We start from the raw sequence: 21,071 nt of genomic DNA, 5'->3' as shown, positions 1-21,071 counted from the left end.
AACGTTCTGGACGGGCTAGTCCAAAAGGCGTGGCCGACGGGAATCAGCGCTTAGGCGACCACAACATGTAGTGTAGCACCCCTCGTTGGACACTAATTCTAGTGATCGAGTACGACAGGGACAAGAAGAAGATAAGACGAAGTTCACAAAAGATTGTTACCAAATGCACTAGGCGCGCCCAGCAAGGCGCGCCCAGGAAGGTGCCGCTCAGAGCGAATGTTTATGCGGTTTTCCGCAGGGGCATATCTTGCGGGGCAGGCGCCGTATAGGTTTGCATCAAGCGGCCTAACTCCGTCCGATACTTCTCGACGTTTGCAGCCTTCACGTGACCGAAGCCGCGGATGGTTTCTGCAAGGCCGGCGATTGTAGCCGCTTGGGCCAGCTTGTCGCGGGTCAACCCTGCGAGCAACTGGTCTATGGTCTGGCGGTACTCGCGCACCAGCGACCGTTCCATCTTGCGTTCGGCGGTGTGGCCGAAGGGATCGAACCAGGTGCCGCGCAAGCGCTTCAGGCGAGTCAGCATTTTCAGCGCGGTCATGGTGCGTGGACCCAGCGTCATTTTGCGCGGCACGCCGGTGCGCGGATCCTTGCGCGCGAAGATGGGCGGCGCCATGTGGAAGCGCAGGCTGTAGTCGCCTTCGAACTGGCCCTTCAGCTGTGCCTGGAACGACTCGCCGGTGTAGAGCCGCGCCACTTCGTATTCATCCTTGTAGGCCATGAGCTTGAACAGGCCGCGCGCGACCGCCAGCGCCAGGCGCGGGGTCTTGGCGTCGGGCGCCAGTTCGCGTTCGCGCGCCGCGACGGCCTCGACCACGTCCTGGAATTGGCGGGCATAGCCGGCGTCCTGGTAGGCGGTGAGGTCTTCGATGCGGCGGGCGACGGCGCGTTCGAACGACTCGGGCACATGCAGCTGCACCACCTGGGCGCGCGGCCGCAGCGCGCCTTCCAGCGCGTCGGGCTGGTGCGCCGCGAGGCGACCGCTGTCGAACGCGGCCCGGTTGGCCGCCACCGCCACGCCATTGAGTTCGATGGCGCGGTTGATGGCCGCTTGCGACAGCGGCACGCCGCCGCGCTGCCAGGCATAGCCCAGCATGAACATATTGGACAGGATGCTGTCGCCGAACAGGGCCAGCGCCGCTTCATGCGCGTCGATCGCAGCGGTGTTGGATTCGCCCGCCGCGTGGCGGATCTTGGCCAGCAGCGCTTCGGGCCGCATGGCGGCGTCCGGGTTGCGGGTGAAGTCGGTGACCGGCGCGACGTAGCTGTTGACCGTGACCTGGGTGTGGCCGCGGCGCAGCGCGCCCAGCGAATCCGGCGCCACGGAGGCGACCGGGTCGCACAGGATCGCGGCGTCGGCCTGCTGCCAGTCCAGGCGCACAGGGCCGGCAGGCGCGCCGGGAGGCGCCAGGCGGATGTGGCTGACCACCGTGCCGCCTTTTTGCGCCAGGCCGGTCAGGTCGAGCACGGCGGCGGACAGGCCTTCCAGGTGCGCGGCCATCGACACGATGGCGCCGATGGTGATGACGCCGGTGCCGCCCATGCCGGCCACCAGCAGGCGGTAGGGATGGTCCAGCGCGGGCATGGCGGGCAGGGGCAATTGCGCGATCAGTTTTTGCAGGCGTTCCTGGTCGGCCTTGGGCGCGGCGCTCTTCTTGGGCTTGCCGCCCATGACGGAGACGAAGCTGGGGCAGAAGCCTTCGGCGCAGGAATAGTCCTTGTTGCAGCTGGACTGATCGATGGCGCGCTTGCGGCCATAGGGCGTTTCCAGCGGCACCACTGACAGGCAGTTCGATTGCACGCCGCAGTCGCCGCAGCCTTCGCAGACGGCGCTGTTGATCAGCATGCGGCGTGCGGGGTCGGGGAACTGGTTCTTCTTGCGGCGCCGGCGCTTTTCGGCGGCGCAGGTCTGGTCGTGGATCAGCACGGTCACGCCGGCGATCTCGCGCAACTCACGCTGCAGCGCGTCCAGTTCGCGGCGGTGGTGCACCGTGATGCCGGCGCCCAGGTCCACGCCCTGGTATTTTTCGGGCTCGTCCGTGGTGACGACGATGCGCGTCACGTTCTCGCCGCGCAATTGCTGGCAGATGCTGGGCACCGAGATCGGGCCGTCGATGGGCTGGCCGCCCGTCATGGCCGTGGCGTCGTTGAACAGGATCTTGTAGGTGATGTTGGCCTTGGCCGCGACCGCCTGGCGGATGGCGAGATAGCCAGAGTGGTAATAGGTGCCTTCTCCCATGTTCTGGAAGATGTGCGGCATCTTGGTGTAGCGCGACAGGCCGATCCAGTCGACGCCTTCGCCGCCCATTTGCGTCAGGCCGCCGGTGTCGCGGTCCATCCAGGCGGCCATGTAGTGGCAGCCCACGCCCGACAGCGCCTGGCTGCCTTCGGGCACCTTGGTCGAGGTGCTGTGCGGGCAGCCCGAACAGAAGTAGGGGCGGCGGCGCATGCCGTCGGCATCGTTGGACAGCGGCGCCTGGCAGGCGAACGCGGACAGGTCGGCCGCCAGCGGCAGGCCGGCGGCGCGGCTGAGCCAGCTGGCCAGCGGCTGCGCCAGCAGGGAAGGGCGCAGCTGGCCGGCCGAAGGCACCAACGCTTCGCCGTCGAAGCCTTTCTTGCCGATGACCGAGGGGCGCTCCGGCATATTGAAGAGCAGGTCCTTGATCTGGCTTTCGACCACCGCGCCTTTTTCCTCGATCACCAGGATGTGCGACAGGCCGCGCGCGAACTCCAGCAGGCGTTCGCTATCCAGCGGCCAGGTCAGGCCGGGCTTGTAGATGCGCACCGGCGCGTTGGCGGTGACGGTGTCCACGCCCAGGCGCGACAGCGCTTCCATGGTGTCCAGGTGCGCCTTGCCGACCGTGACGATGCCCACGGTGGCCTTGGGCGCCGGACAGGCCAGGCGGTCGATGCTGTGGCGGCGCGCAAAGGCGGCCACGGCCTTCATGCGCAGGTTCATGCGCGTTTCGATGGCCAGCGACAGGAAGTCGCGCGCGGAGTATTCGAGCGATTCGGGCGGCATGTCTGGGTCCGCCGGCATGTCGTAGCGCTGGGCGGGGGCGGGGACGAAGGAGTGCCCGCATTCGATGGTTTCGGACACGGCCTTGAAGGCGACCCAGGTGCCCGAGTAGCGCGACAGGGCCCAGCCCCAGAGCGCGAAGGTCTCGTATTCGTCGATGGAGGCGGGATGCACGATGGGCATCTGCCAGCCGATCAGCGAAGCCTCGCTGGAGTGCGGGATCGAGGACGAGACGGCGGTGTGGTCGTCGCCCACCACCACCAGCACGCCGCCGCTGCGCGATGCGCCCGCGGCGTTGCCGTGATGCAGCGCGTCGCCGGCGCGATCCACGCCCGGGCCCTTGCCGTACCACATGGCGTAGACGCCATCGACGTTGCGGTCGGCGCGCACGCCGGCCTGCTGCGTACCCATGACGGCGGTGGCCGCCATGTCTTCATTGATGGCGGGCAGGAAGGTGATCTGGTTGGCGTCCAGCGCCTTCTGCGCCTTCCACATGGCCATGTCCACGCCGCCTAGCGGCGAGCCACGGTAGCCCGAGACAAAGCCGGCCGTGTTCAGGCCGCGCTCGCGGTCCATTCGGGCCTGGGTCAGCATGATGCGCACCAGCGATTGGGTGCCGGTCAGGAAGATGCGGCCGGAGCTGCGGGTGAGGTTGTCGGCGAGCTGGTACTCGAGGTCCAGCTGGGGTTCGGCGGCGGGGGTACCGTCCATGGTGAATACTCCTGGTTTCGGCACCATGATAGGTTCGCGAGCCATCAGGTTTATTGCGTTTTTGGATCGTGCTATCCCTATAATTCGCAATGAACATTTCGTGTTCGACAAAAACCAGGAGACTAAGCGATGGACAAGACCGATATCGGCATCCTCAAGGCCTTGCAGGAGGACGGCCGGGCCTCGGCGCAGCAGCTTTCAGAGAAGGTGGGCCTGTCGGCCGCGCCGGTGTGGCGGCGGGTGAAAGCGATGGAAGCCAGCGGGGTGATCCAGGGCTATAGCGCCCAGGTGGACCGCAGCAAGGTGGGGCTGGGCTGCATGTTCGCGCAGATCAGCCTGGAGCGGCATTCGGCCAATACGGTCGAGAACTTCGAGCGCTCGGTGCGCGACGCGCCCGAGATCCTTGAGTGCTATGCGGTCACGGGGGATTCGGACTTCCTGCTGAAGATCCTGGTGGAAAGCCCGGAAGCCTACGACCGGTTCCTGCACCGTTTCCTGTTCAACATGCCGGGTATACGCCAGACGCGCACCATCGTCGCGCTGCGTGAAATCAAGCACGAGCAGCGCCTGCCGCTGTAGACGCTGCGGTGCCCTCTCTGTATAGATATAGGGAGGGCCCCGTTTTTTATTGGGGTTGGATGCCGGAAATCCGGATCCATTCCTGCCAGCGCGCCGTGTCTTCTTTCACGAAGGCGTCGAAGCGCGCCACGTCCATCGATTCCGGCGTCAGGCCCAGGGCGCGCAGCTTGCTGGCGGTGGCCTCATCCTTGACCGCCGCCTGCATGTGGGCGTTCATCTTTTCCACGATGTCCGGCGGCGTGCCCGCCGGCGCCGACAGGCCCAGCCAGCCGGCGACGACGAAATCCGGATAGTAGGTGGTCATGGTCGGCACGCTGGGCCAGGCCGCTTGCGGCTGGGCGCCGGTGACGGCGATGGGGACCAGCCCCTTGCCGTCGATCTGGCCCATCGCGGTGAGGTAGTCGACGAAGGCGAAGTTGATCTGCTTGCCGCGCAGGTCGGTGATGATCTGCGTGATGTTCTTGTAGGCCGCGCCGGTGATCTCGATGCCGGCGCGCTGCTTCAGGAGCTCGGACGGCACTTGCGAGGACGAACTGTAGTAGCCGAAGAAGACCTGTCCGGGATGCTTCTTGGCGTAATCGACCAGATCCGGCACCGTGCGGTACGGGCTGTCGGGAGAGACCACGCCGACCGTGCCGAAGGTGCCCAGCATGCCGACCTGGCGGAAGTCTTTCTGCGCGTCGTAGGGCAGGCTCTTGTAGAGGAACTGGTTGGCGGAGTGGGTGGAATTGGTGGACAGCAGGAAGGTGTAGCCGTCGGCCGCCGCGTTCTTGGCGGCGTTGGTGCCGACGATGCCGCCGGCGCCGGGACGGTCCTCGACCACCACGGTCTGGCCGGTCTTCTCGCCCAGGTACTGCGCCAGCGTGCGCGCGGTGAGGTCGGCCGCGCCGCCGGCGGCGGACGGCACGATAAGGGTCACGGGCTTCTCGGGCCAGCCGGCAGCATGAGCGGCTGCTGCCAGCAGCAGGCCGGCGCCGATCAGGGCCGGACGGATGTAGCGGGGTATGGACATGGTTGTCTCCTGATGGCGCGGTTGCGCGTCGTTGTCGTTGTTGTGGTTGATCTGCGGGGCTCAGCCGAACTGGCCGCGGAGCCAATCCAGGATGGCGGCAGCGCTGACTTGCCACTGGTCCGCGTACATCATGCAATGCGGCTGCCCCGCAAGCACGGCGTGGGAAAAGCCGAAGCGGCGCGCGATCGCCAGGTCCTGGCCGGGCGGGTGGCGGTCATGCGTGTCCAGTCCGGCTTCCAGGCACAGGCCGGGAGCGTCGATGGCGGCGGCGTCGACCGGCACGCGCAGCAGGTAGCGGTCGTTGAGCACTTGCGGGCTTTCGGCGCACAGGCGTTGCGATACCGAGGCGACGTCGCGGTCCGGCGCGGTCGCCAGAAAGCGCGCGCGGATTTCGTTGTCGTTCGGAGCGCGGCGCGGCGTGTCCTCCGGCACGGGCGGCAGCGCCTGCGCGCCGGGCAGGTCGCCGGGAGGCGACGGCGCCAGCAGGACCACGCCCGCCACCGTGCGCTGGCTGGCGGCCAGCAGCGCCGGCAGCGCGCCCATGCTGTGGCCGACGACGACCGTGGGACGCGCCAGCGCGTCCAGGGCGCTGACGACATCCTGGCTCAGGTCGGCGATGCCCGCCGATGTAAACGCATCGTCCTGCGGCAGGGCTCCATGGCCGCGCAAGTCCAGCGCCGCGCAGGCCAGGCCGGCGTGGGCGAAATAATCCAGGTAGTGCGCGTAGCACCAGGCGCCGTGGTAGGCGCCGGGTACGAACAGCAGGCCGGGCCTGCCGTCCTGGGAATCCGCGCCGACGATCAGGCGGCACTGGCCGCTGCGGCGGGCGGGCAGGCGGTCGGCGAGGCTGAAATCCAGCGGATCGGCGTGGGTGGAAAGTGACGGGAGCAGCGAGTCGGCATTCATGGTGCGGCCATCTTAGGTTGGCCCATGCTATGAGAAAACTTTATTTTTCATATGATTAGATAAGTTCTTCTAATTGAAATCACGCCATGCGTCCCTTGCCCGAGATTTCCATCACGCACTATCGCCACTTCCTGCTGGTGGCCGAACTGCGCAGTTTCCGCGCGGCGGCGGCCCGGGCCTTCCGTTCGCAGCCGGCGTTGTCGCTGTCCATCCGCGAAATGGAACAGCGCCTGGGGCAGCCGCTGTTCGAGCCGGGCAACCGCGGCACGCTCACGCGTTTCGGGCAGGACTGCCTGCCGCTGGCGCGCGAGCTGGTGCAGCACCACGACCGCGTGGCGGGGGCACTGTCGGGACTGGCCAGCAACGAGGCCGGCACCTTGACCATGGCGTCGGTGGCCACCGTGGCCACGCATTGGCTGCCGGAACTGGTGGCCGTGTACCGCGAGCGCTATCCGGCGGTGGCGCTGCGCCTGTTCGACGACAACTCGGAGGGCGTAGAGCGCATGGTGCTGGCGGGCGAGGCGGAGCTGGGCGTATGCAGCCCGGTGTCGCAGGATCGGCGGCTGTCGTTCGAGCCCTTGCTGCGCGACGCTTTCGGCCTGGTGTGCCATCGCGGTCACCCGCTGGCCAGGCGCAAGTCGGTGACCTGGCGCGAGATCGAGGACCTGCCCCTGGTCGGCACCATCGCCCACCGCCAGCTCGCCGGCTATCCGCAGGCGGCCTTCATGCTGGACCGGCAGGTCTTCGTGTCCAACATGATGTCGCTGCTGGCCATGCTGGAACGCGGCGTCGGCGTCACGGTGTTGGCGCGGCTGGGCGTGCCGCCGGACTCGCGCGGCCTGGCCTTTGTGCCGCTGTCCGGCCCGCGCATCGAGCGTGAATTGGGCATCACCCGGCTGGCCGGCCGCAGCCTGTCTCCGGCCGCCGCGCGCATGGAAGAAATGCTGCGCGCGAAGGCGGCGAAACGCGGCCGCACTGTCGCTTGAAACCAACGCATTTTTGCGATTTACGGCCATAAAACAGGCCAATTCCAGGGCCGACTGTTGCGCAATTGCACGCGCTGCGGATCGCCGTTGATTCTTCGCAAACGGCTCTTTAGAGTGCGTGATGTTTGCTGCGCGAGGGATGTGCCGGGATGATCGGCGCGGCGCGTCGACAGACGTGTTGAGGAAGTCATGAGCAGTGTGTATTTGCGTACGGCGGGCATCGCCTGCGCCGTTCTGATCCTGGCCGGTTGCGCCGCCAGGAAACCCGCCACCATCACCGAGGCCCAGCCCGCGGAACCGCCCAAGCCGGTGGCCTGCGTGCCCGCCAAGGCCGGCGATCCGATGATAGGCACGTGGTTGTCGAACACCCGCCCGCGCGACGTCAGCGGCGACCTGCAATCGCTGATCGTGCTGTCTCCCGACGGCACCATGGCCTACGAATCCCTGCTGAAGATCGGCCGCAAGACGCGTCCCGCGCTGCGCGAGACCGGCTGCTGGAGCGTGGCGGACGGCATCTACACGATGCAGACCACCAAGTCCGCCGGAGAACTCGTGGACGCCAACGATCCCATCTACCTGAACCGCTACCGCGTCGAAAAGGTCGAGAAGACCAAACTGACGATGCGCGAGCTGAAAAACGGCGGCCAGGTCATGACCGCGCGCCGCATGCCCGCGGGCTACCGCCTGCCTTACTGAGCGTTGCGCCGGGCGGACATTCTGCCCGGCGGCAAAGCCAGGATGGCCGGGCTGGAGTAAGGTGCGGTCTTCAGCCACCGCCCCGTCGCCGGTCATCCATGCCTGCCCTGTCCTCCGAAGCGCGCGCCATCGCGCTGCTTGCCCTGGCTGCCTTCGTCAGCGCCAGCGCATTCCGCATCTGTGATCCCATGTTGCCGCAGCTCGCGGCGGAATTCGGCACCACCACGGGCCAGGCCGCGCGCGCGGTGACCGCGTTCGCCGTGGCCTATGGCGTGCTGCAGATGTTCTTCGGCCCCCTGGGCGACCGCTACGGCAAGTACCGCGTCGTCAGCATCGCGACCTTTGCCTGCGCCCTGGGCAGCGCCGGCGCCGTGATGGCCGATTCGCTGGACGTGCTGGTGTTCTGCCGCGTCCTGTCGGGCGCCGCGGGGGCGGGCATCGTGCCGCTGTCCATGGCCTGGATCGGCGACAACGTCCCGTATGAACGCCGCCAGGCGACCCTGGCGCGCTTCCTGACCGGCACCATCCTCGGCATGTCGGCCGGGCAGTTGGCCGGCGGCCTGTTCGCCGACACGGTGGGCTGGCGCTGGGCGTTCGCCGCGCTGGTCGGCGGCTACCTGATAGTGGGCGTGCTGTTGTTGCTGGAAGTGCGGCGCCAGCAGGCCTCGGGCCTGGGCCGGGTGGATCCGGGTGCGGTGCGCCAGGGGTTCGTGGCGCAGGCGCGGCTGGTGCTGGGTACGCCCTGGGCCCGCATCGTGCTGGCGACCGTGTTCGTCGAAGGGTTGCTGGTCTTCGGCGCCTTGGCCTTCGCGCCTTCCTATCTGCATGAACGCTTCGATATTTCCTTGACCGCCGCGGGTGCGCTGGTGGCCGTGTACGCCGTGGGCGGCCTGATCTATACGGTGGTGGCCGGCCGCATCCTGAAGCGCCTGGGCGAACGCGGCCTGGCGATCGCCGGCGGGCTGGTGCTGGGCGTGGCGTTCCTGTCCTATCTGCTGGGGCCGGTCTGGATGTGGAGCTTGCTGGCCAGTGTGCTGGCGGGCTTCGGCTATTACTTGCTGCACGCCACGTTGCAGACCAACGCGACCCAGATGGTGCCCTCGGCGCGCGGCACGGCGGTGGCGTGGTTCGCGTCCTGCCTGTTCATGGGGCAAGCGGCCGGCGTGGCCCTGGCGGGCGCGGTGGTCGACGAGATCGGTCCCGGCGCCCTGTTTGGCGGTTCGGCGGCGCTGCTGCCGCTGCTGGGCGCCTTCTTCGCGCGCGCGTTGAAGGCGCGCGCGGCGATCCAGCAGGCCTGAGGGGTTGTCGCAAGTAAACAGGCAGGCTGAAAACACCGCGGGCCTTGCTCATCCTGGAATGAGCAAGGCCCGCGGTGTTTTTGGCAGATGCGTTTAGATCGCTGCCAGGCGCTTGAGCACCGTCTGCTTGCCCAGCAGGGCCAGCACCGCGTCGACGGCCGGGGTCTGGGTCTGGCCGGTGACGGCGACGCGCAGGGGGATGGCCAGTTGCGGCATCTTCATGCCGCGGTCGGCCAGCACGGCCTTGATCAGGGCGGACAGGGCCTCGCGGGTCCAGTCCGTGTCCTGGGCGCGCTGGGCGAAGTCGGCCAGCGCTTCGCGCGCGGGGGCGGTCAGATGCTGCTCGGTCAGCTCGGCGGGCGCGCCCTTGAACTCGGCGCAGAACAGCATGGCGCCGTCGGCCAGCTGTTCCAGCGTTTCGGCGCGGTCCTTCAACAGGCCCATGACGCCCGGCAGGTCGATCTTTTCCGGATGGCCGCCGCGGTTCGCCACGCGCGGCGCCACGCGCTCGGCCAGTTCGGCGTTGTCCATTTGCTTGATGTAGTGGGCGTTGACCCAGTTCAGCTTCTTCGGATCCCACTGCGAGGCCGACTTGGACAAGTGCTTGGTGTCGAACCAAGACACCAGCTGTTCGCGCGAGAAGAGTTCGTCGTCGCCGTGGCTCCAGCCCAGGCGCGCCAGGTAGTTGACCATGGCCTCGGGCAGATAGCCTTCGTTGTCGTACTCCATGACGTTGACGGCGCCGTGGCGCTTGGACAGCTTTTCGCCGTCCGGGCCCAGGATCATCGGCACGTGGCCGTACTCGGGCAGGGCGGTGCCCAGCGCGCGCAGGATGTTGATCTGGCGCGGCGTATTGTTGACGTGGTCATCGCCGCGCAGCACATGGGTGATGCCCATGTCCCAGTCGTCGACCACGACGCAGAAGTTGTAGGTGGGCGTGCCGTCCGGGCGCGCGATGATCAGGTCGTCGAGTTCGGTGTTGTCGAAGCTGATCGTGCCCTTGACCATGTCGTTCCAGGAGGTCGCGCCTTCCTGCGGGTTCTTGAAGCGCACCACGGGCTTGCGGCCTTCCGGGATGGCCGGCAGGGTCTTGCCGGGCTCGGGGCGCCAGGTGCCGTCGTAGCGCGGCTTGTCGCCGCGCGCGCGGGCGGCTTCGCGCATGGCTTCCACTTCCTCGGGCGAGCTGTAGCAGTGGTAGGCGGTGCCGGCGGCCAGCATTTGCGCGACCACTTCGCGGTAGCGGTCCATGCGCTGCATCTGATAGAAGGGGCCTTCATCGGGCTGCATGCCCAGCCAGTCCATGCTGTCCAGGATGGCCTGCACCGCTTCCGGCGTGGAGCGTTCGACGTCCGTGTCTTCGATGCGCAGCACGAAGGTGCCCTGATGGTGGCGCGCGAAGGCCCAGGAGAACAGCGCGGTGCGTGCGCCGCCCAGATGCAGGAAACCCGTGGGCGAAGGCGCAAAACGGGTACGAATGGGGGTAGAGGCGTTGGAAGTCATAGGTGGCAATGATAGCGGCTGCGGCGCCACAAATCGGCGTCAGGCTGGGCCCAAGTCAAACGTAGGGCGGGGTTGTCTTGTTACGATGAAGGGTATTTTAGATTAGGGCCTGCTAACACCATGTTGCGACACGCTCTCGCCCCGATGTTCGAGCCCGCCTCGCTGGTGATCGTCGCCGACCGGCCGCTGCCGGCGGCGGCTTCGCTGCCGCCCACGCTCAAGGGCAAGACCACGGTGGTTGCCTGCGAAGTCGGCGCCGCGCCGGATCTGCCGGACACGCTGCAAGGCCTGGCCCAGGGCGAACGGCCTGATCTGGCCCTGGTTTGCGTGTCGCCGGCGGTCCTGCCGGAAACGCTGCGGCGGCTGTCGCCCCTGGCGCCGCGCTCGGTGATTCTGCTGCCGCATGAACTCCCGGATCCCTATCCGCGCGGCACGCTGGCGCTGTGCCGCGCCTGGGCCGAGGAAAACCGTTGCGAACTGCTGGGGCCACGCTCTTTCGGCGCCCAGCGGCCGCACGCCGGCCTGAACCTGAGCCAGCACCCGGTGCTGGCGCGCGCCGGCCGCGTGGCGCTGCTGGCGCAATCGCGCTCCATCATGGCCGCGGTCATGGATTGGGCCGAGGACGTGCACATCGGCTTTTCCACCGCCGTGTCGCTGGGCGACGAGGCGGTGGTGGGCCTGTCCAAGGTGCTGGACTATCTGGCCAGCGATCCGCGCACGGACAGCATCGTGCTCTATCTGGAAGACGTGGGTCCGGCCCGCGAATTCATGAGCACCTTGCGCGCCGCGGCCTCGGTCAAGCCCGTGATCGTGCTGAAGGCGGGGCGCGCGGACACCGACAGCGCCGACGCCATCTTCGACGCAGCCCTGCGCCGCGCGGGCGCGGTCCGCGTGCGCTACTTCGTGCAGCTGTTCTCGGCGGTCAAGGTGTTGGGCTACACGCGCCGCCCCAAGGGCCGGCGCGTGGCGCTGATCTCCAACGGCAGCGGGCCTCCGCAACTGGCGATGGACCTGATCGGTCCCGACGCCGCCGTGCTGCGTGCCGAACTTGCACCGGCGACCCAGCGCGCGCTGGTGGCCATGCTTGAGCCGGACGCGGCCACGGCGAATCCCGTCATCACCTTCACGCCGCTGACCCCGGAGCGCATCCGCGCCATGTTGGACGCGGTGCTGGACGACGCCGGCGTGGACGGCGTGCTGGTGCTGCTGGCGCCCGACGCGTTGGCGGACATGCCGGCGGTGGCGCGCGAGCTGGCGCAGATCGCGCCCAAGGCGAAAAAGCCGGTGGTGACCTGTTTCATGGGCGACGCCGGCATGCGGCCGCTGCGGCGCATGCTGGACGACGCGGGCACCTCGGCGTTCCGCACGCCCGAATCGGCCGCCGACGCCTTCGGTGTGCTGGCGACCCACCACTACAACCAGCAACTGCTGCTGCAGACGCAGCCGCCGGAACCGGCCACCCACGTGCCAGACCTGACGGCCGCGCGCGAGATCCTGGCGCGGGTGCGCGCCGAATGCCGGCGCGAGCTCAACACTTCCGAAATCCGCAGCCTGCTGGCCCTGTTCTACGTGCCGCTGCGCGACACGCCGATGGACGTGGCGGCCGCCGAGCCGGAATCCCGCCCCATGGCGATCCGGGTGCGGCGCGATCCGCAGTTCGGCCCAGTCATCCGTTTTGGCGCGGGCGGCCCCGACGCGATGCTGTCGCAGTCCGACCGTGGCGTCGACCTGCCACCGCTCAACGGCTTTCTGGCCCGCCAGTTGATCGAGCGCAGCCGGCTGTGGCGCCGCGTGCTGGCGCCGCGCATCGGCCATATGGCCGCCGAGGCCTTGCAGCAGGCGGTGGTGCTGGTGTCCGAGCTGGTGTCGGAACTGCCCGATATCGAGTCCCTGGACATCGACCCGCTATATGCCGGCGAAACGCATCTGCGCGCCGGCGGACTGCGCATGACGCTGACCGAGAAGCCGGGTTGCGCAACCCCGCAAACTGCCGGCTATCCGCACATGGCGATCCACCCGTATCCGGCGCGGCTGGTGCAGGTGCGGCGCTTCGCGGACGGCATCCCCTGGGTGCTGCGCCCCATCCGTCCCGAGGACGCCGACCCGCTGCAGGAGTTCATCCGTGGCCTGTCGGAACGCTCGCGCTACATGCGCTTCGTCTCCATGATGCGCGAGCTGACGCCGCGCATGGTGTCGCGCTACACGCAGGTGGACTACCACCGCGAGCTGGCCCTGGTGGCCGCCACGCAGGTGCCGAACCCGGCCAACCGCGGCCATCCGCGCGAGGTGCTGGTGGGTTTCGCGCATTACCTGCGCAACCCGGACGGCCGGGGGGCGGAATACGCCCTGGTGATCGGCGACGACTGGCAGCGGCGCGGCCTGGGCCGCCAGCTCATGACGGCGCTGATCGATGCGGCGCGCGAGCAGGGGCTGGAATACATCGACGGCCTGGTGCTGTCGACCAACCGGCCGATGCTGGCGCTGATGACCAGCCTGGGCTTCACCAACGACGCGGATCCGGAAGACCCGACCATGCGCCGGGTGTGGCTGGACCTGGCCTGATATCAGGCTCGTTCAGGCGGTCTTCCGGACCGCCTGGGCGGGCTTGAGCCGTGCGATTGATTCGTCCACCGACAGCACGTCGCCGAAGAACAGCATCCACCCGTGCAGCGCGTGCTCGTGCTCGGCCGGCGTGACCGCGGCCAGCGCGTCGTCCACCATGATGGTGCGGAAGTCCCGCATCATGGCATCGCGGGCGGTGGATTCGCAGCACACGTTGGTGACCGTGCCGGCGATCAGCAGCGTATCCACGCCACGCCCGCGCAAGAGCGGCTCCAGTTCGGAAGAGCCTGGCGCCATTGCACTGTAGAAGCGCTTGGTCACCCGCAGATCGCTGTCTTGCGCATGCAAGTCCGGGTGCAGCGCGTAGCCGGGGGCGTCGCGGCGCAGCGTTTCCAGGCGGCGGGCGCTGCGCTCCGGCGTTAGCATCACGCGGTGGTGGTGCGACCAGAACAAGTCGGCATTGTCAGAGGCGGTCTGCACCCAGACGATGGTGCCGCCCGCGGCGCGCGCTGCGTCGCACAGGCGGTTGATGGGCGCGATGATCTCGCGCGCTGGCGCGCATTCGCCCTGGTAGCCGGGCAGCGTGAAGTACTGCTGCATGTCCACCACCACCACCGCCAGGCGCGCGGCCGGCAGTTCGTCATAGGGGTGCAGGCAGCCCTGGCGGGCGATCACGCGGTCCTGCACCCATTGCGGGAATTCCATGGCGGCTCCTTATCCGTAGCGCCGCGCGATGGCGGCTTCGATGCGGTAGACGATCAGGTACATCACGCTGGAGATCAGGGCCAGTATGGCGATGGCGGTCATGACGATGTTCAGCTTGAACACCTGGCTGCCGTTCATAATGAGAAAGCCCAGACCGGAATCCGCCGACTGGAACTCGCCCACGATCACGCCCACCAGCGCCAGGCCGATGTTCATCTTCACGGCCGCGATCAGCGTGGGCACGCTGCCCGGCAGCACCACCTTGGTCAGCACCTGCCAGCGGCTGGCGCCGAAGGTGTGGGCCAGCTTGACCTTGTTCAGGTCTATGCCGCGAAAGCCCGCATAGATCACCATGATGGTCACGAACACCGCGATCGCCACGGCCATGCCGTACACCGCGTAGTCCGATCCCAGCCACAGGTAGAAGATCGGCACGAAGGCGATCTTGGGCATGGCGTTGGCCACCACCAGGAAGGGGTCCAGCACCTTGTACAGGAAGTCCGACCACCACAGCGCCGCCGCCACTACGATGCCGATCGCCATGCTCAGGCCGAAGCCCACCAGCGTGGCGCTCAGCGTGGTCATGATGTGCTTGCCCAGTTGGCCGTTGTTCCAGAGTTCGATGAACGTCGGCCACAGCGCGCTGGGGTAGCTGGTCAGGAGCGGGTTGAGGATATGCATGCGCGGCAGGATTTCCCAGGCGCACAGGAAGATCAGCAGCAGCAGGGCCTGCGCAATGCGGATATGCCTGCGCCGCGCGCGGTCGCGTTGCAGGTAGTTCAGGTACTTCTCGCTGGGCGCGCGCACGGCGCGCAGCGGAACGGTATTGGCGACGGGCGCGTTCATGGGTCAACCCTCCACGTGGACGTCCAGCTCGTCCCACAGCTGTTTGAAGTAGGTATTGAATTCAGGCCGCGAGCGCGCCTGGAACGGCGTCGGCCGGACACCGTCGCCATAGTGGATGCGGTACTGGCTCTTCAGGCGGCCTGGGCGGCGCGACAACACGATCACGCGGTCCGTCATGGCAATGGCTTCGCCGATGTCGTGCGTGACCAGCACCACGGTCTTGCCCTCGCGCCGCAGGATGTCCACCACTTCATCGGAGATCGCCAGCCGCGTCTGCGAATCCAGCGCGGAGAAGGGCTCGTCCAGCAGGATCACGTCGGGCTCGGTGACCAGGGTGCGGGCCAGCGCGGCGCGCTGCCGCATGCCGCCCGACAGCTGGCGCGGCGTGTGCGACAGGAAGGCGCCCAGCCCGCATTTCTCCAGCAGATGCACGGCGCGCGCCTCGCTGCGCGCGTCGCGGCGGCCCTGGATCTCCGCGCCCAGCATGACGTTGTCCAGGATGGTGCGCCACTCGAACAGATAGTCCTGCTGCAGCATGTAGCCGATGCGCGGATTGGGCTTGGTCACGGCCTGGCCGTCTATCATCACCGCGCCCGAAGTGGGCGGAATCAGTCCGGCGATCAGGGACAGCAGCGTGCTCTTGCCGCAGCCGCTTTGCCCGATCAGGCTGACGAATTCGCCCGCCGCCAGCGTGAACGACACGTTGGCCAGCGCCTCGGTCTCGCCTTCCTGGGTGAAGTAGGAAAGACAGACCTCGCGCAGTTCGATCTTCGCGGTGGCGGGATCCGGCTTCAGATTGTGAATGACGGCGCCCATCATTGGGCCTTCTTGGCGAAGTCGGTCACCACCACGTCCTCGTACTTCACGCGGGCGTTGTCCTTCATGACCGCGCTGGCGATCAGCATGTCCTGCAGCTGGTTCATGGCCTCGGCCGTCACCAGCGGCGTGGTCTTCCAGATCTGGTATTGCTTGTAGCGCTCGATCGCCTCGGTCACCGCGGCCTGGTCCATGCCGGGGAAGTAAGTCATGATCTGCGGAGTCAGCGTGGCGGCGGGCGTGTCCTTCACGTACTTCTCGGCCCGCGCCACCACGTTGGTCCAGGCCTGGATGACCTTGGGATTGTCGCGGATGTATTTGTCGGTGGCGGTGAATACGGTGTAGTCCACTTGGCCGACCTCATGACCCACCGAGGCGACGATGTAGCCCTTGCCGTTGCGCACCAGTTCGCCGGCCTCGGGTTCAAGAAAGATGCCGTACTCGCCCTGGCCCGCCATCCATGCCCCGGCGCGCGCCGGGATGCCGATGTTGTTCAGCAGCTTCACGTCCTTTTGCGGATCCACGCCATGCTTGCGCAGCGCCGTTTCCAGGAACACGATGGGATTGGACCCGGGCCGGAAGCCGATGACCTCCTTGCCCTTGAGCATGGACCAGTCGAACTTCTCCACCGGCTTGCGCGCCAGCAGGAAGAAGCCGTCGGTGGCGGTCAGTCCGGCGAAGATCTTGGGCTTGACCGGCGATTCACTGTTATGGACGTAGATGGACGCCTCGGGGCCGATCAGCACGATGTCGGCGCTGCCGGACAGCAGGGCGGTCATGCCCTTGTCCGTGCCCTGCGAGGTCTTCATGGACACGTCCAGGCCGGCGTCCTTGAAGTAGCCCTGCGACAGGGCCACGTATTTCGGCACGTAAAGAATGGACCGCACTACTTCTTCGTAGCGGACCTTCACGGGGGGATTGAGGGCTTCGGCCTGGGCGGCCAGGGGGGCGAACAGCGCGAGCAGCGCCGCAGCCGCCAGACGGGGCGATGGCAAGGATTTCACGGGACTTTCTCCTGCGTCTTGAATGCCACGCCGAAACCCGGCGCAACACGGCCAATGGGATGGATCGACAACAACAACAGGGAAGCCCGAACTGGTTGCCCGGGCCGGTAAGGCTTGGATCGAATACTATATTCAATACAAAGAGGCGACAAGCATTTTGCAGTTGGCGTTTTTCTCTATGGACGAGAGAAGCTCAGCCCGCTAAAAATTCAGGCTGGAATGCCAGTTGGTATACAAAATGAAATCGCAGGCCGCCAGGGCCTGCGATGGACCGGCAGGGCGCGCAGCGCCCTTTTTGCCGGGATCAGGGCCGCCGGGCGCGGCCCTGCATGGTCTTCACTTCAGACCAGGACTTGGTTCAGGAACTTCGAGATGTCGGCCACTTCCTCGGCGCAGACCGAGTGCGGCATCGGGTAGGTGTGCCATTGCACGTCGTAGCCCAGCCGCTGCAGTTCGGCCAGCGAAGCTTGGGCGCGCGGCAGCGACACCACCGGATCGTACTGGCCGTGGGCCAGGAAGATGGGCGTGTCCTGGTTGGCGCCGTGGCGCTCGGCCTCGGCCGTATCCAGCAGCGGCAGGTAGCCCGACAAACCCATCATGCCCGCCAGCTTTTCCGGCAGGCGGATGCCGGTATGCAGGGTCATGGCGCAGCCCTGCGAAAAGCCCGCCAGCACGATCTTCGAGGTCGGGATGCCGCGGGCGTTCTCGCGCGCGATCAGCTTGTGGATGGCGGCTTCCGAGGCGCGGATGCCGCGGGCGTCCTCGACGCGCACCAGGTCCATGACCAGGATGTCGTACCAGGAGCGCATGGCCATGCCGTTATTGATCGTCACGCGCTGCACCGGCGCGTTCGGGAACACGAAGCGCACCGAAGCGCCAGCCGGCAGGTCCAGCTCCGGCACGATGGGCGCGAAGTCGTTGCCGTCGGCGCCCAGGCCGTGCAGCCAGATCACGGCATGCGTGGGATTGGGGGCGGTTTCGATCTCGATGCAATCGAGCAGGTCGGTCGGAGCGTTCATGGACGGCGGACGGTGAAAATCAAAGGGTGAGGGTCTTCAGGGCCTGGAACAGCGCGCGGTAGTGCTTTTTTTGCGGCTCCTGGCCTTGCAGCAGGGCGGCGTTGGCCTGCTTTTCCTTGCGGGCGGCGCGGATCAGCGCGCGCAGTTGCTGGACGTCGGCTTGCGGATTGCTGTTGAGCAACTTGGTCAGGGCCTCGTCGTCGTCCAGCAGGCGGTCGCGCAGCGTTTCCAGCCGGTGCATGGCGGCGGTTTCCTCGCGCGAGCCGTTTTCCCAGATGTCGAGCTGGGTGCGGATCTCGTCGGCCGGCGCGTCGCGCATCAGCTTGCCCACGAAGTGAACCTGGCGCCGCTTGCCCTCGCGTCCGGTGGTGCGCTGCGCCGTACGGATGGCCTCATAGAGGCGTTCCGCCAGGGGCAATTGCTTGAGGCGTTCGGGGGACAGGTCGATCAGCTGCTTGCCCAGGTCCAGCAGGGCGTGCATTTCGCGCTTGACCTGGGACTTGCTGGGACGGTCGTAGCCGTTCTCGTCGTAACCGTCGTCGACGGATTCTTCTTCAGTATGGGAATTCATGGAAAACTGCGCAATGACAGACTTGGCTATGATAACCGTCTCTGCAAATTGGACTGCAATGGTTAAAACCTCCTCATCCTTGCCGCTGGCGGCGAATCACGCGCGTTTTTCCGAACTCGTCGAACAAACCCTCGCCTATGCGCGCCAGATCGGCGCCTCCGACGCCGCGGCGGAAGTCTCGGAAAGCCTGGGCCTGTCGGTGTCCGTGCGCAAGAACGACATCGAAACCGTCGAACAGACCCGCGACCGCTCCCTGGACCTGACGGTCTACGCCGGCCAGAGCCGCGGTTCCGCCTCCACCTCCGACTTTTCCGAAGCCGCGCTGCGCCAGACAGTCGAAGCCGCCTGGCATATCGCGCGCCACACCGCCGCCGATCCGGCCGCCGGCCTGCCCGACGCCGACCAGCTGGCCACCGAATTCCCCGACCTCGACCTGCACCGCGCCTGGAGCGTGTCCACCGAAGAAGCGGCCGAGCTGGCGCTGCGCGCCGAGCGCGCCGCCCGCGAGGTCGATGCGCGCATCACCAATACCGATGGCGCCACCGTGGGCACCTACGAAGGCCAATTCGTGATGGGCAACACGCGCGGCTTCCTGGGCGGCTACCCGTACTCGCGTCACAGCCTGTCGGTTGCGCCGATCGCCGGCCGCGGCAATGGCATGCAGCGCGACTACTGGTACAGCTCCGAGCGCGATCCGGCCAAGCTGGCGTCGCCCGAAGCCATCGGCCGCTACGCCGCCGAGCGCACGCTGTCGCGCCTGTCGGCCCGCCGCATCCGCACCGGCAAGTTCCCGGTCCTGTTCGAAGCGCCGCTGGCGCTGGGGCTGGTGGGCGCGCTGACCCAGGCCGCCAACGGCGGCGCGCTGTACCGCAAGGCCAGCTTCCTGCTGGACGCGTTGGGCAAGCCCATCTTCCCTGACCACATCAACCTCACCGAAGACCCGCACATCCGCGGCGCCATGGGCAGCTCGCCCTTCGACGACGAAGGCGTGCGCACGCGTCGCCGCAATGTGGTGTCGGCCGGGGTGCTGGAAGGCTACTTCCTGTCTTCCTACACCGCCCGCAAATTGGGCATGGTCACCACCGGCAATGCCGGCGGTTCGCACAACCTGGTGTTCAGCTCCACCCGCACCCGCCGCGGCGACGACTTCGAAGCCATGCTCAAGAAGATGGGCACGGGCTTTCTCGTCACCGAACTGATCGGGCAGGGCGTCAACTACGTCACCGGCGACTACTCGCGCGGCGCATTCGGCTACTGGGTGGAAAACGGCCAGATTCAGCACGCGGTGCAGGAAATCACCATTGCCGGCAATCTCGCCGACATGTTCAAGCAGATCGTGGCGATAGGCGCCGACACGATTTCGCGCGGCACCAAGACCACCGGTTCGATCCTGATCGAACAGATGGCCATTGCCGGAACCTGATCGTCCGGATGCGGCCGCGACGCCATGCGCCGCGGCCGCCTCGAGATCCCCGCAGTCGTTCCGGTCTTTGCAATCCCTTACCTGATAGTGTGGCCAGGCAGGCCGATATCAGCGTGTAATATCCGCCGGGTATCGCTTGATGTCCCAGGTGTTGCTGTAAAGGAGCAAAGAGATGCAACGACGTTCGTTCTTGAAGCACGCCGGTCTCGGCGCTGTCGCTACCGGAGCCGCAGTCAGTGCGCCCGCGTTCGCGCAGGACATGCCGTCATTGAGCTGGCGCCTGTCGTCCGGCTTTCCCAGCACCCTGGATCTGCGCATCGGCGCCGGCGAAAGCTTCTGCAAGTTCGTCTCGGAAGCTACTGGCGGAAAATTCAACATCCGCCACTTTCCCGAAGGCGAGATCGTGCCCGCCGCGGACCTGATGGAGGCGGTGTCCACCAAGAAAGTGGAGTGCGGCCACGCGTCGTCCCGCGCCTACTACGCCAAGAACCCCGTCTTCTGCTTCGACGCCGCCGTGCCCTTCGGGCTGAACGCCAGGCAGATGAATGCCTGGATGAACGAGGGCGGCGGCCTGCGGCTGACCCGGGAACTCTTCAAGCCCGAAAAAATCATCAACTTTCCGCTGGGCAATACCGGCGCCCAGATGGGCGGCTGGTACACCAAGGAAATCAAGCGCGTGGGCGACCTCAAGGACTTGAAAATGCGCGTCGGCGGCCTGGCTGCAGACGTGCTGGCCAAGCTGGGCGTCGCGCCGCAGCAGGCCGACCTGGCCAAACTGGCGGAAGCGTTCGAGAAGGATGGCCTGCAAGCGGTGGCGGGCGCGGGGCCCTACGATGACGACAAGCTCGGGCTGAATAAGGTTGCTAAGTATTACTACGCACCCGGCTGGTGGGCGCCCGGCGAGCAACTGTCGCTCTATATCAATGACGAGGCTTGGAACGCGCTGCCCAAGAACTACCAGGCCGTGGTCGACGCCGCTGCCCAGGCCGCGCACGCCGCCACCATCGCCCGCTACGACGCGCGCAACGCGGCCGCGCTGGCCCAACTGACTGCAAACGGCGCCCAAATCCGTACATTCCCGCGGTCCATCATGGACCTGGCATTCGAGGCCGCGCAGCAGGTCTACAAGGACTTGGGCGCCAAAGACCCCAGATTCAAGGCGATGCACGATAGTTACATGGGTTTTCGCGACAGCGAAATGCCATGGTTCCGCCTGACCGAAAGCGCCTACGACCAATACTTGGGCGTAGCGTTATCGGCCAGAACGTAGGACACTTACGCCTGCCGAATAGCATTCGGCAAGTGTTAGGGTTTTTGCTAGTAACCACACGTTTTTTACAAAAAAATGGGCGGTTTGTAGGCTTTTGTTGAATGGCGTTCGAGTAGCCGCCTGATACAAAGGAGTAATATCCCGGGTCTTG

General features: G+C 66.7%; 17 protein-coding genes. 7 read left to right on the top strand and 10 right to left on the bottom strand.

Annotation, left to right across the window (positions count from 1 at the left end):
• Positions 1-220: 220 nt before the first annotated feature.
• A complete protein-coding gene (locus tag IPU70_RS23870) occupies positions 221-3,727 on the bottom strand; it encodes an indolepyruvate ferredoxin oxidoreductase family protein (protein WP_207471026.1) in 3,507 nt (1,168 codons plus the stop codon).
• A 129-nt stretch (positions 3,728-3,856) separates the two neighbouring features.
• On the opposite strand from IPU70_RS23870, the gene IPU70_RS23865 reads away from it, so the two are divergent.
• On the top strand, positions 3,857-4,306 hold the full coding sequence (locus IPU70_RS23865; protein ID WP_008159001.1) for an Lrp/AsnC family transcriptional regulator: 450 nt from the start codon (positions 3,857-3,859) through the stop codon (positions 4,304-4,306).
• A gap of 46 nt (positions 4,307-4,352) precedes the next feature.
• Here the strand turns inward: IPU70_RS23865 and IPU70_RS23860 are convergent, their stop codons facing one another.
• Positions 4,353-5,318 (bottom strand): tripartite tricarboxylate transporter substrate binding protein, encoded by a 966-nt coding sequence (locus IPU70_RS23860; protein ID WP_207471024.1) that lies wholly within the window; start codon positions 5,316-5,318, stop codon positions 4,353-4,355.
• A 60-nt stretch (positions 5,319-5,378) separates the two neighbouring features.
• Positions 5,379-6,224, bottom strand: coding sequence for an alpha/beta hydrolase (locus IPU70_RS23855; protein WP_207471022.1), 846 nt, complete (start codon positions 6,222-6,224; stop codon positions 5,379-5,381).
• 86 nt (positions 6,225-6,310) lie between these two features.
• Here IPU70_RS23855 and IPU70_RS23850 point away from each other — a divergent pair, with 86 nt between their 5' ends.
• The 3 genes from IPU70_RS23850 (at position 6,311) to IPU70_RS23840 (ending at position 9,204) form a co-directional block, all read left to right on the top strand.
• Positions 6,311-7,210: a LysR family transcriptional regulator gene (locus IPU70_RS23850; RefSeq protein WP_088138264.1), complete on the top strand. Its 900-nt coding sequence runs from the start codon at positions 6,311-6,313 to the stop codon at positions 7,208-7,210.
• Between the two features lie 189 nt (positions 7,211-7,399).
• Positions 7,400-7,906 carry a hypothetical protein gene (locus tag IPU70_RS23845; protein WP_207471020.1) on the top strand — a complete coding sequence of 169 codons (507 nt, stop codon included), beginning with the start codon at positions 7,400-7,402 and terminating at the stop codon, positions 7,904-7,906.
• Between the two features lie 98 nt (positions 7,907-8,004).
• The gene (locus tag IPU70_RS23840) at positions 8,005-9,204 is read left to right on the top strand and encodes an MFS transporter (RefSeq protein WP_207471018.1); all 1,200 of its coding nucleotides are present in this window, start codon (positions 8,005-8,007) and stop codon (positions 9,202-9,204) included.
• A gap of 93 nt (positions 9,205-9,297) precedes the next feature.
• Here IPU70_RS23840 and gltX read toward each other — a convergent pair whose 3' ends face one another.
• Positions 9,298-10,704 carry a glutamate--tRNA ligase gene (gene gltX, locus IPU70_RS23835; RefSeq protein WP_207471016.1) on the bottom strand — a complete coding sequence of 469 codons (1,407 nt, stop codon included), beginning with the start codon at positions 10,702-10,704 and terminating at the stop codon, positions 9,298-9,300.
• 120 nt (positions 10,705-10,824) lie between these two features.
• On the opposite strand from gltX, the gene IPU70_RS23830 reads away from it, so the two are divergent.
• A complete protein-coding gene (locus IPU70_RS23830; RefSeq protein WP_207471014.1) occupies positions 10,825-13,266 on the top strand; it encodes a GNAT family N-acetyltransferase in 2,442 nt (813 codons plus the stop codon).
• Between the two features lie 12 nt (positions 13,267-13,278).
• Here IPU70_RS23830 and IPU70_RS23825 read toward each other — a convergent pair whose 3' ends face one another.
• The 6 genes from IPU70_RS23825 to yjgA all read right to left on the bottom strand — a co-directional run bounded on the left by IPU70_RS23825 (position 13,279) and on the right by yjgA (position 18,227).
• Complete coding sequence (locus IPU70_RS23825; RefSeq protein ID WP_207471012.1) at positions 13,279-13,971, bottom strand: isochorismatase family cysteine hydrolase; 693 nt, start codon at positions 13,969-13,971, stop codon at positions 13,279-13,281.
• A gap of 9 nt (positions 13,972-13,980) precedes the next feature.
• Positions 13,981-14,817, bottom strand: coding sequence for an ABC transporter permease (locus IPU70_RS23820; protein WP_207471010.1), 837 nt, complete (start codon positions 14,815-14,817; stop codon positions 13,981-13,983).
• 3 nt (positions 14,818-14,820) lie between these two features.
• Positions 14,821-15,633: an ABC transporter ATP-binding protein gene (locus IPU70_RS23815; protein WP_207471145.1), complete on the bottom strand. Its 813-nt coding sequence runs from the start codon at positions 15,631-15,633 to the stop codon at positions 14,821-14,823.
• Complete coding sequence (locus IPU70_RS23810) at positions 15,633-16,637, bottom strand: ABC transporter substrate-binding protein (protein WP_207471009.1); 1,005 nt, start codon at positions 16,635-16,637, stop codon at positions 15,633-15,635. Before IPU70_RS23810 ends, IPU70_RS23815 begins: the two co-directional genes overlap by 1 nt.
• A 341-nt stretch (positions 16,638-16,978) precedes the next feature.
• Positions 16,979-17,656, bottom strand: coding sequence for an alpha/beta hydrolase (locus IPU70_RS23805; RefSeq protein ID WP_207471006.1), 678 nt, complete (start codon positions 17,654-17,656; stop codon positions 16,979-16,981).
• 19 nt (positions 17,657-17,675) lie between these two features.
• Positions 17,676-18,227: a ribosome biogenesis factor YjgA gene (gene yjgA / locus IPU70_RS23800; protein WP_207471004.1), complete on the bottom strand. Its 552-nt coding sequence runs from the start codon at positions 18,225-18,227 to the stop codon at positions 17,676-17,678.
• A gap of 58 nt (positions 18,228-18,285) precedes the next feature.
• On the opposite strand from yjgA, the gene pmbA reads away from it, so the two are divergent.
• Together pmbA and IPU70_RS23790 are read left to right on the top strand one after the other, a co-directional pair.
• The gene (pmbA, locus tag IPU70_RS23795) at positions 18,286-19,650 is read left to right on the top strand and encodes a metalloprotease PmbA (protein ID WP_013391405.1); all 1,365 of its coding nucleotides are present in this window, start codon (positions 18,286-18,288) and stop codon (positions 19,648-19,650) included.
• 172 nt (positions 19,651-19,822) lie between these two features.
• A complete protein-coding gene (locus tag IPU70_RS23790; protein ID WP_207471003.1) occupies positions 19,823-20,920 on the top strand; it encodes a TRAP transporter substrate-binding protein in 1,098 nt (365 codons plus the stop codon).
• Positions 20,921-21,071 lie beyond the last annotated feature (151 nt).

Origin of the sequence: Achromobacter sp. SD115, from assembly GCF_017355315.1 — a bacterium.
Classification (GTDB): Bacteria; Pseudomonadota; Gammaproteobacteria; order Burkholderiales; family Burkholderiaceae_B; genus Achromobacter; species Achromobacter xylosoxidans_B.
The sequence above is the reverse complement of the archived record's forward strand: the minus strand, read 5'-3'. Positions and strand labels throughout refer to the sequence as shown.

Bases quoted from the DNA above. Each gene is read 5' to 3' on its own strand.
- IPU70_RS23840 (WP_207471018.1), top strand. From the start codon at position 8,005: ATGCCTGCCCTGTCCTCCGAAGCGCGCGCCATCGCGCTGCTTGCCCTG.
- IPU70_RS23855 (WP_207471022.1), bottom strand. From the start codon at position 6,224: ATGAATGCCGACTCGCTGCTCCCGTCACTTTCCACCCACGCCGATCCG.
- IPU70_RS23805 (WP_207471006.1), bottom strand. From the start codon at position 17,656: ATGAACGCTCCGACCGACCTGCTCGATTGCATCGAGATCGAAACCGCC.
- IPU70_RS23850 (WP_088138264.1), top strand. From the start codon at position 6,311: ATGCGTCCCTTGCCCGAGATTTCCATCACGCACTATCGCCACTTCCTG.
- IPU70_RS23820 (WP_207471010.1), bottom strand. From the start codon at position 14,817: ATGAACGCGCCCGTCGCCAATACCGTTCCGCTGCGCGCCGTGCGCGCG.
- IPU70_RS23860 (WP_207471024.1), bottom strand. From the start codon at position 5,318: ATGTCCATACCCCGCTACATCCGTCCGGCCCTGATCGGCGCCGGCCTG.
- yjgA (WP_207471004.1), bottom strand. From the start codon at position 18,227: ATGAATTCCCATACTGAAGAAGAATCCGTCGACGACGGTTACGACGAG.
- gltX (WP_207471016.1), bottom strand. From the start codon at position 10,704: ATGACTTCCAACGCCTCTACCCCCATTCGTACCCGTTTTGCGCCTTCG.
- IPU70_RS23815 (WP_207471145.1), bottom strand. From the start codon at position 15,633: ATGGGCGCCGTCATTCACAATCTGAAGCCGGATCCCGCCACCGCGAAG.
- IPU70_RS23865 (WP_008159001.1), top strand. From the start codon at position 3,857: ATGGACAAGACCGATATCGGCATCCTCAAGGCCTTGCAGGAGGACGGC.
- pmbA (WP_013391405.1), top strand. From the start codon at position 18,286: ATGGTTAAAACCTCCTCATCCTTGCCGCTGGCGGCGAATCACGCGCGT.
- IPU70_RS23870 (WP_207471026.1), bottom strand. From the start codon at position 3,727: ATGGACGGTACCCCCGCCGCCGAACCCCAGCTGGACCTCGAGTACCAG.
- IPU70_RS23845 (WP_207471020.1), top strand. From the start codon at position 7,400: ATGAGCAGTGTGTATTTGCGTACGGCGGGCATCGCCTGCGCCGTTCTG.
- IPU70_RS23830 (WP_207471014.1), top strand. From the start codon at position 10,825: ATGTTGCGACACGCTCTCGCCCCGATGTTCGAGCCCGCCTCGCTGGTG.
- IPU70_RS23790 (WP_207471003.1), top strand. From the start codon at position 19,823: ATGCAACGACGTTCGTTCTTGAAGCACGCCGGTCTCGGCGCTGTCGCT.
- IPU70_RS23825 (WP_207471012.1), bottom strand. From the start codon at position 13,971: ATGGAATTCCCGCAATGGGTGCAGGACCGCGTGATCGCCCGCCAGGGC.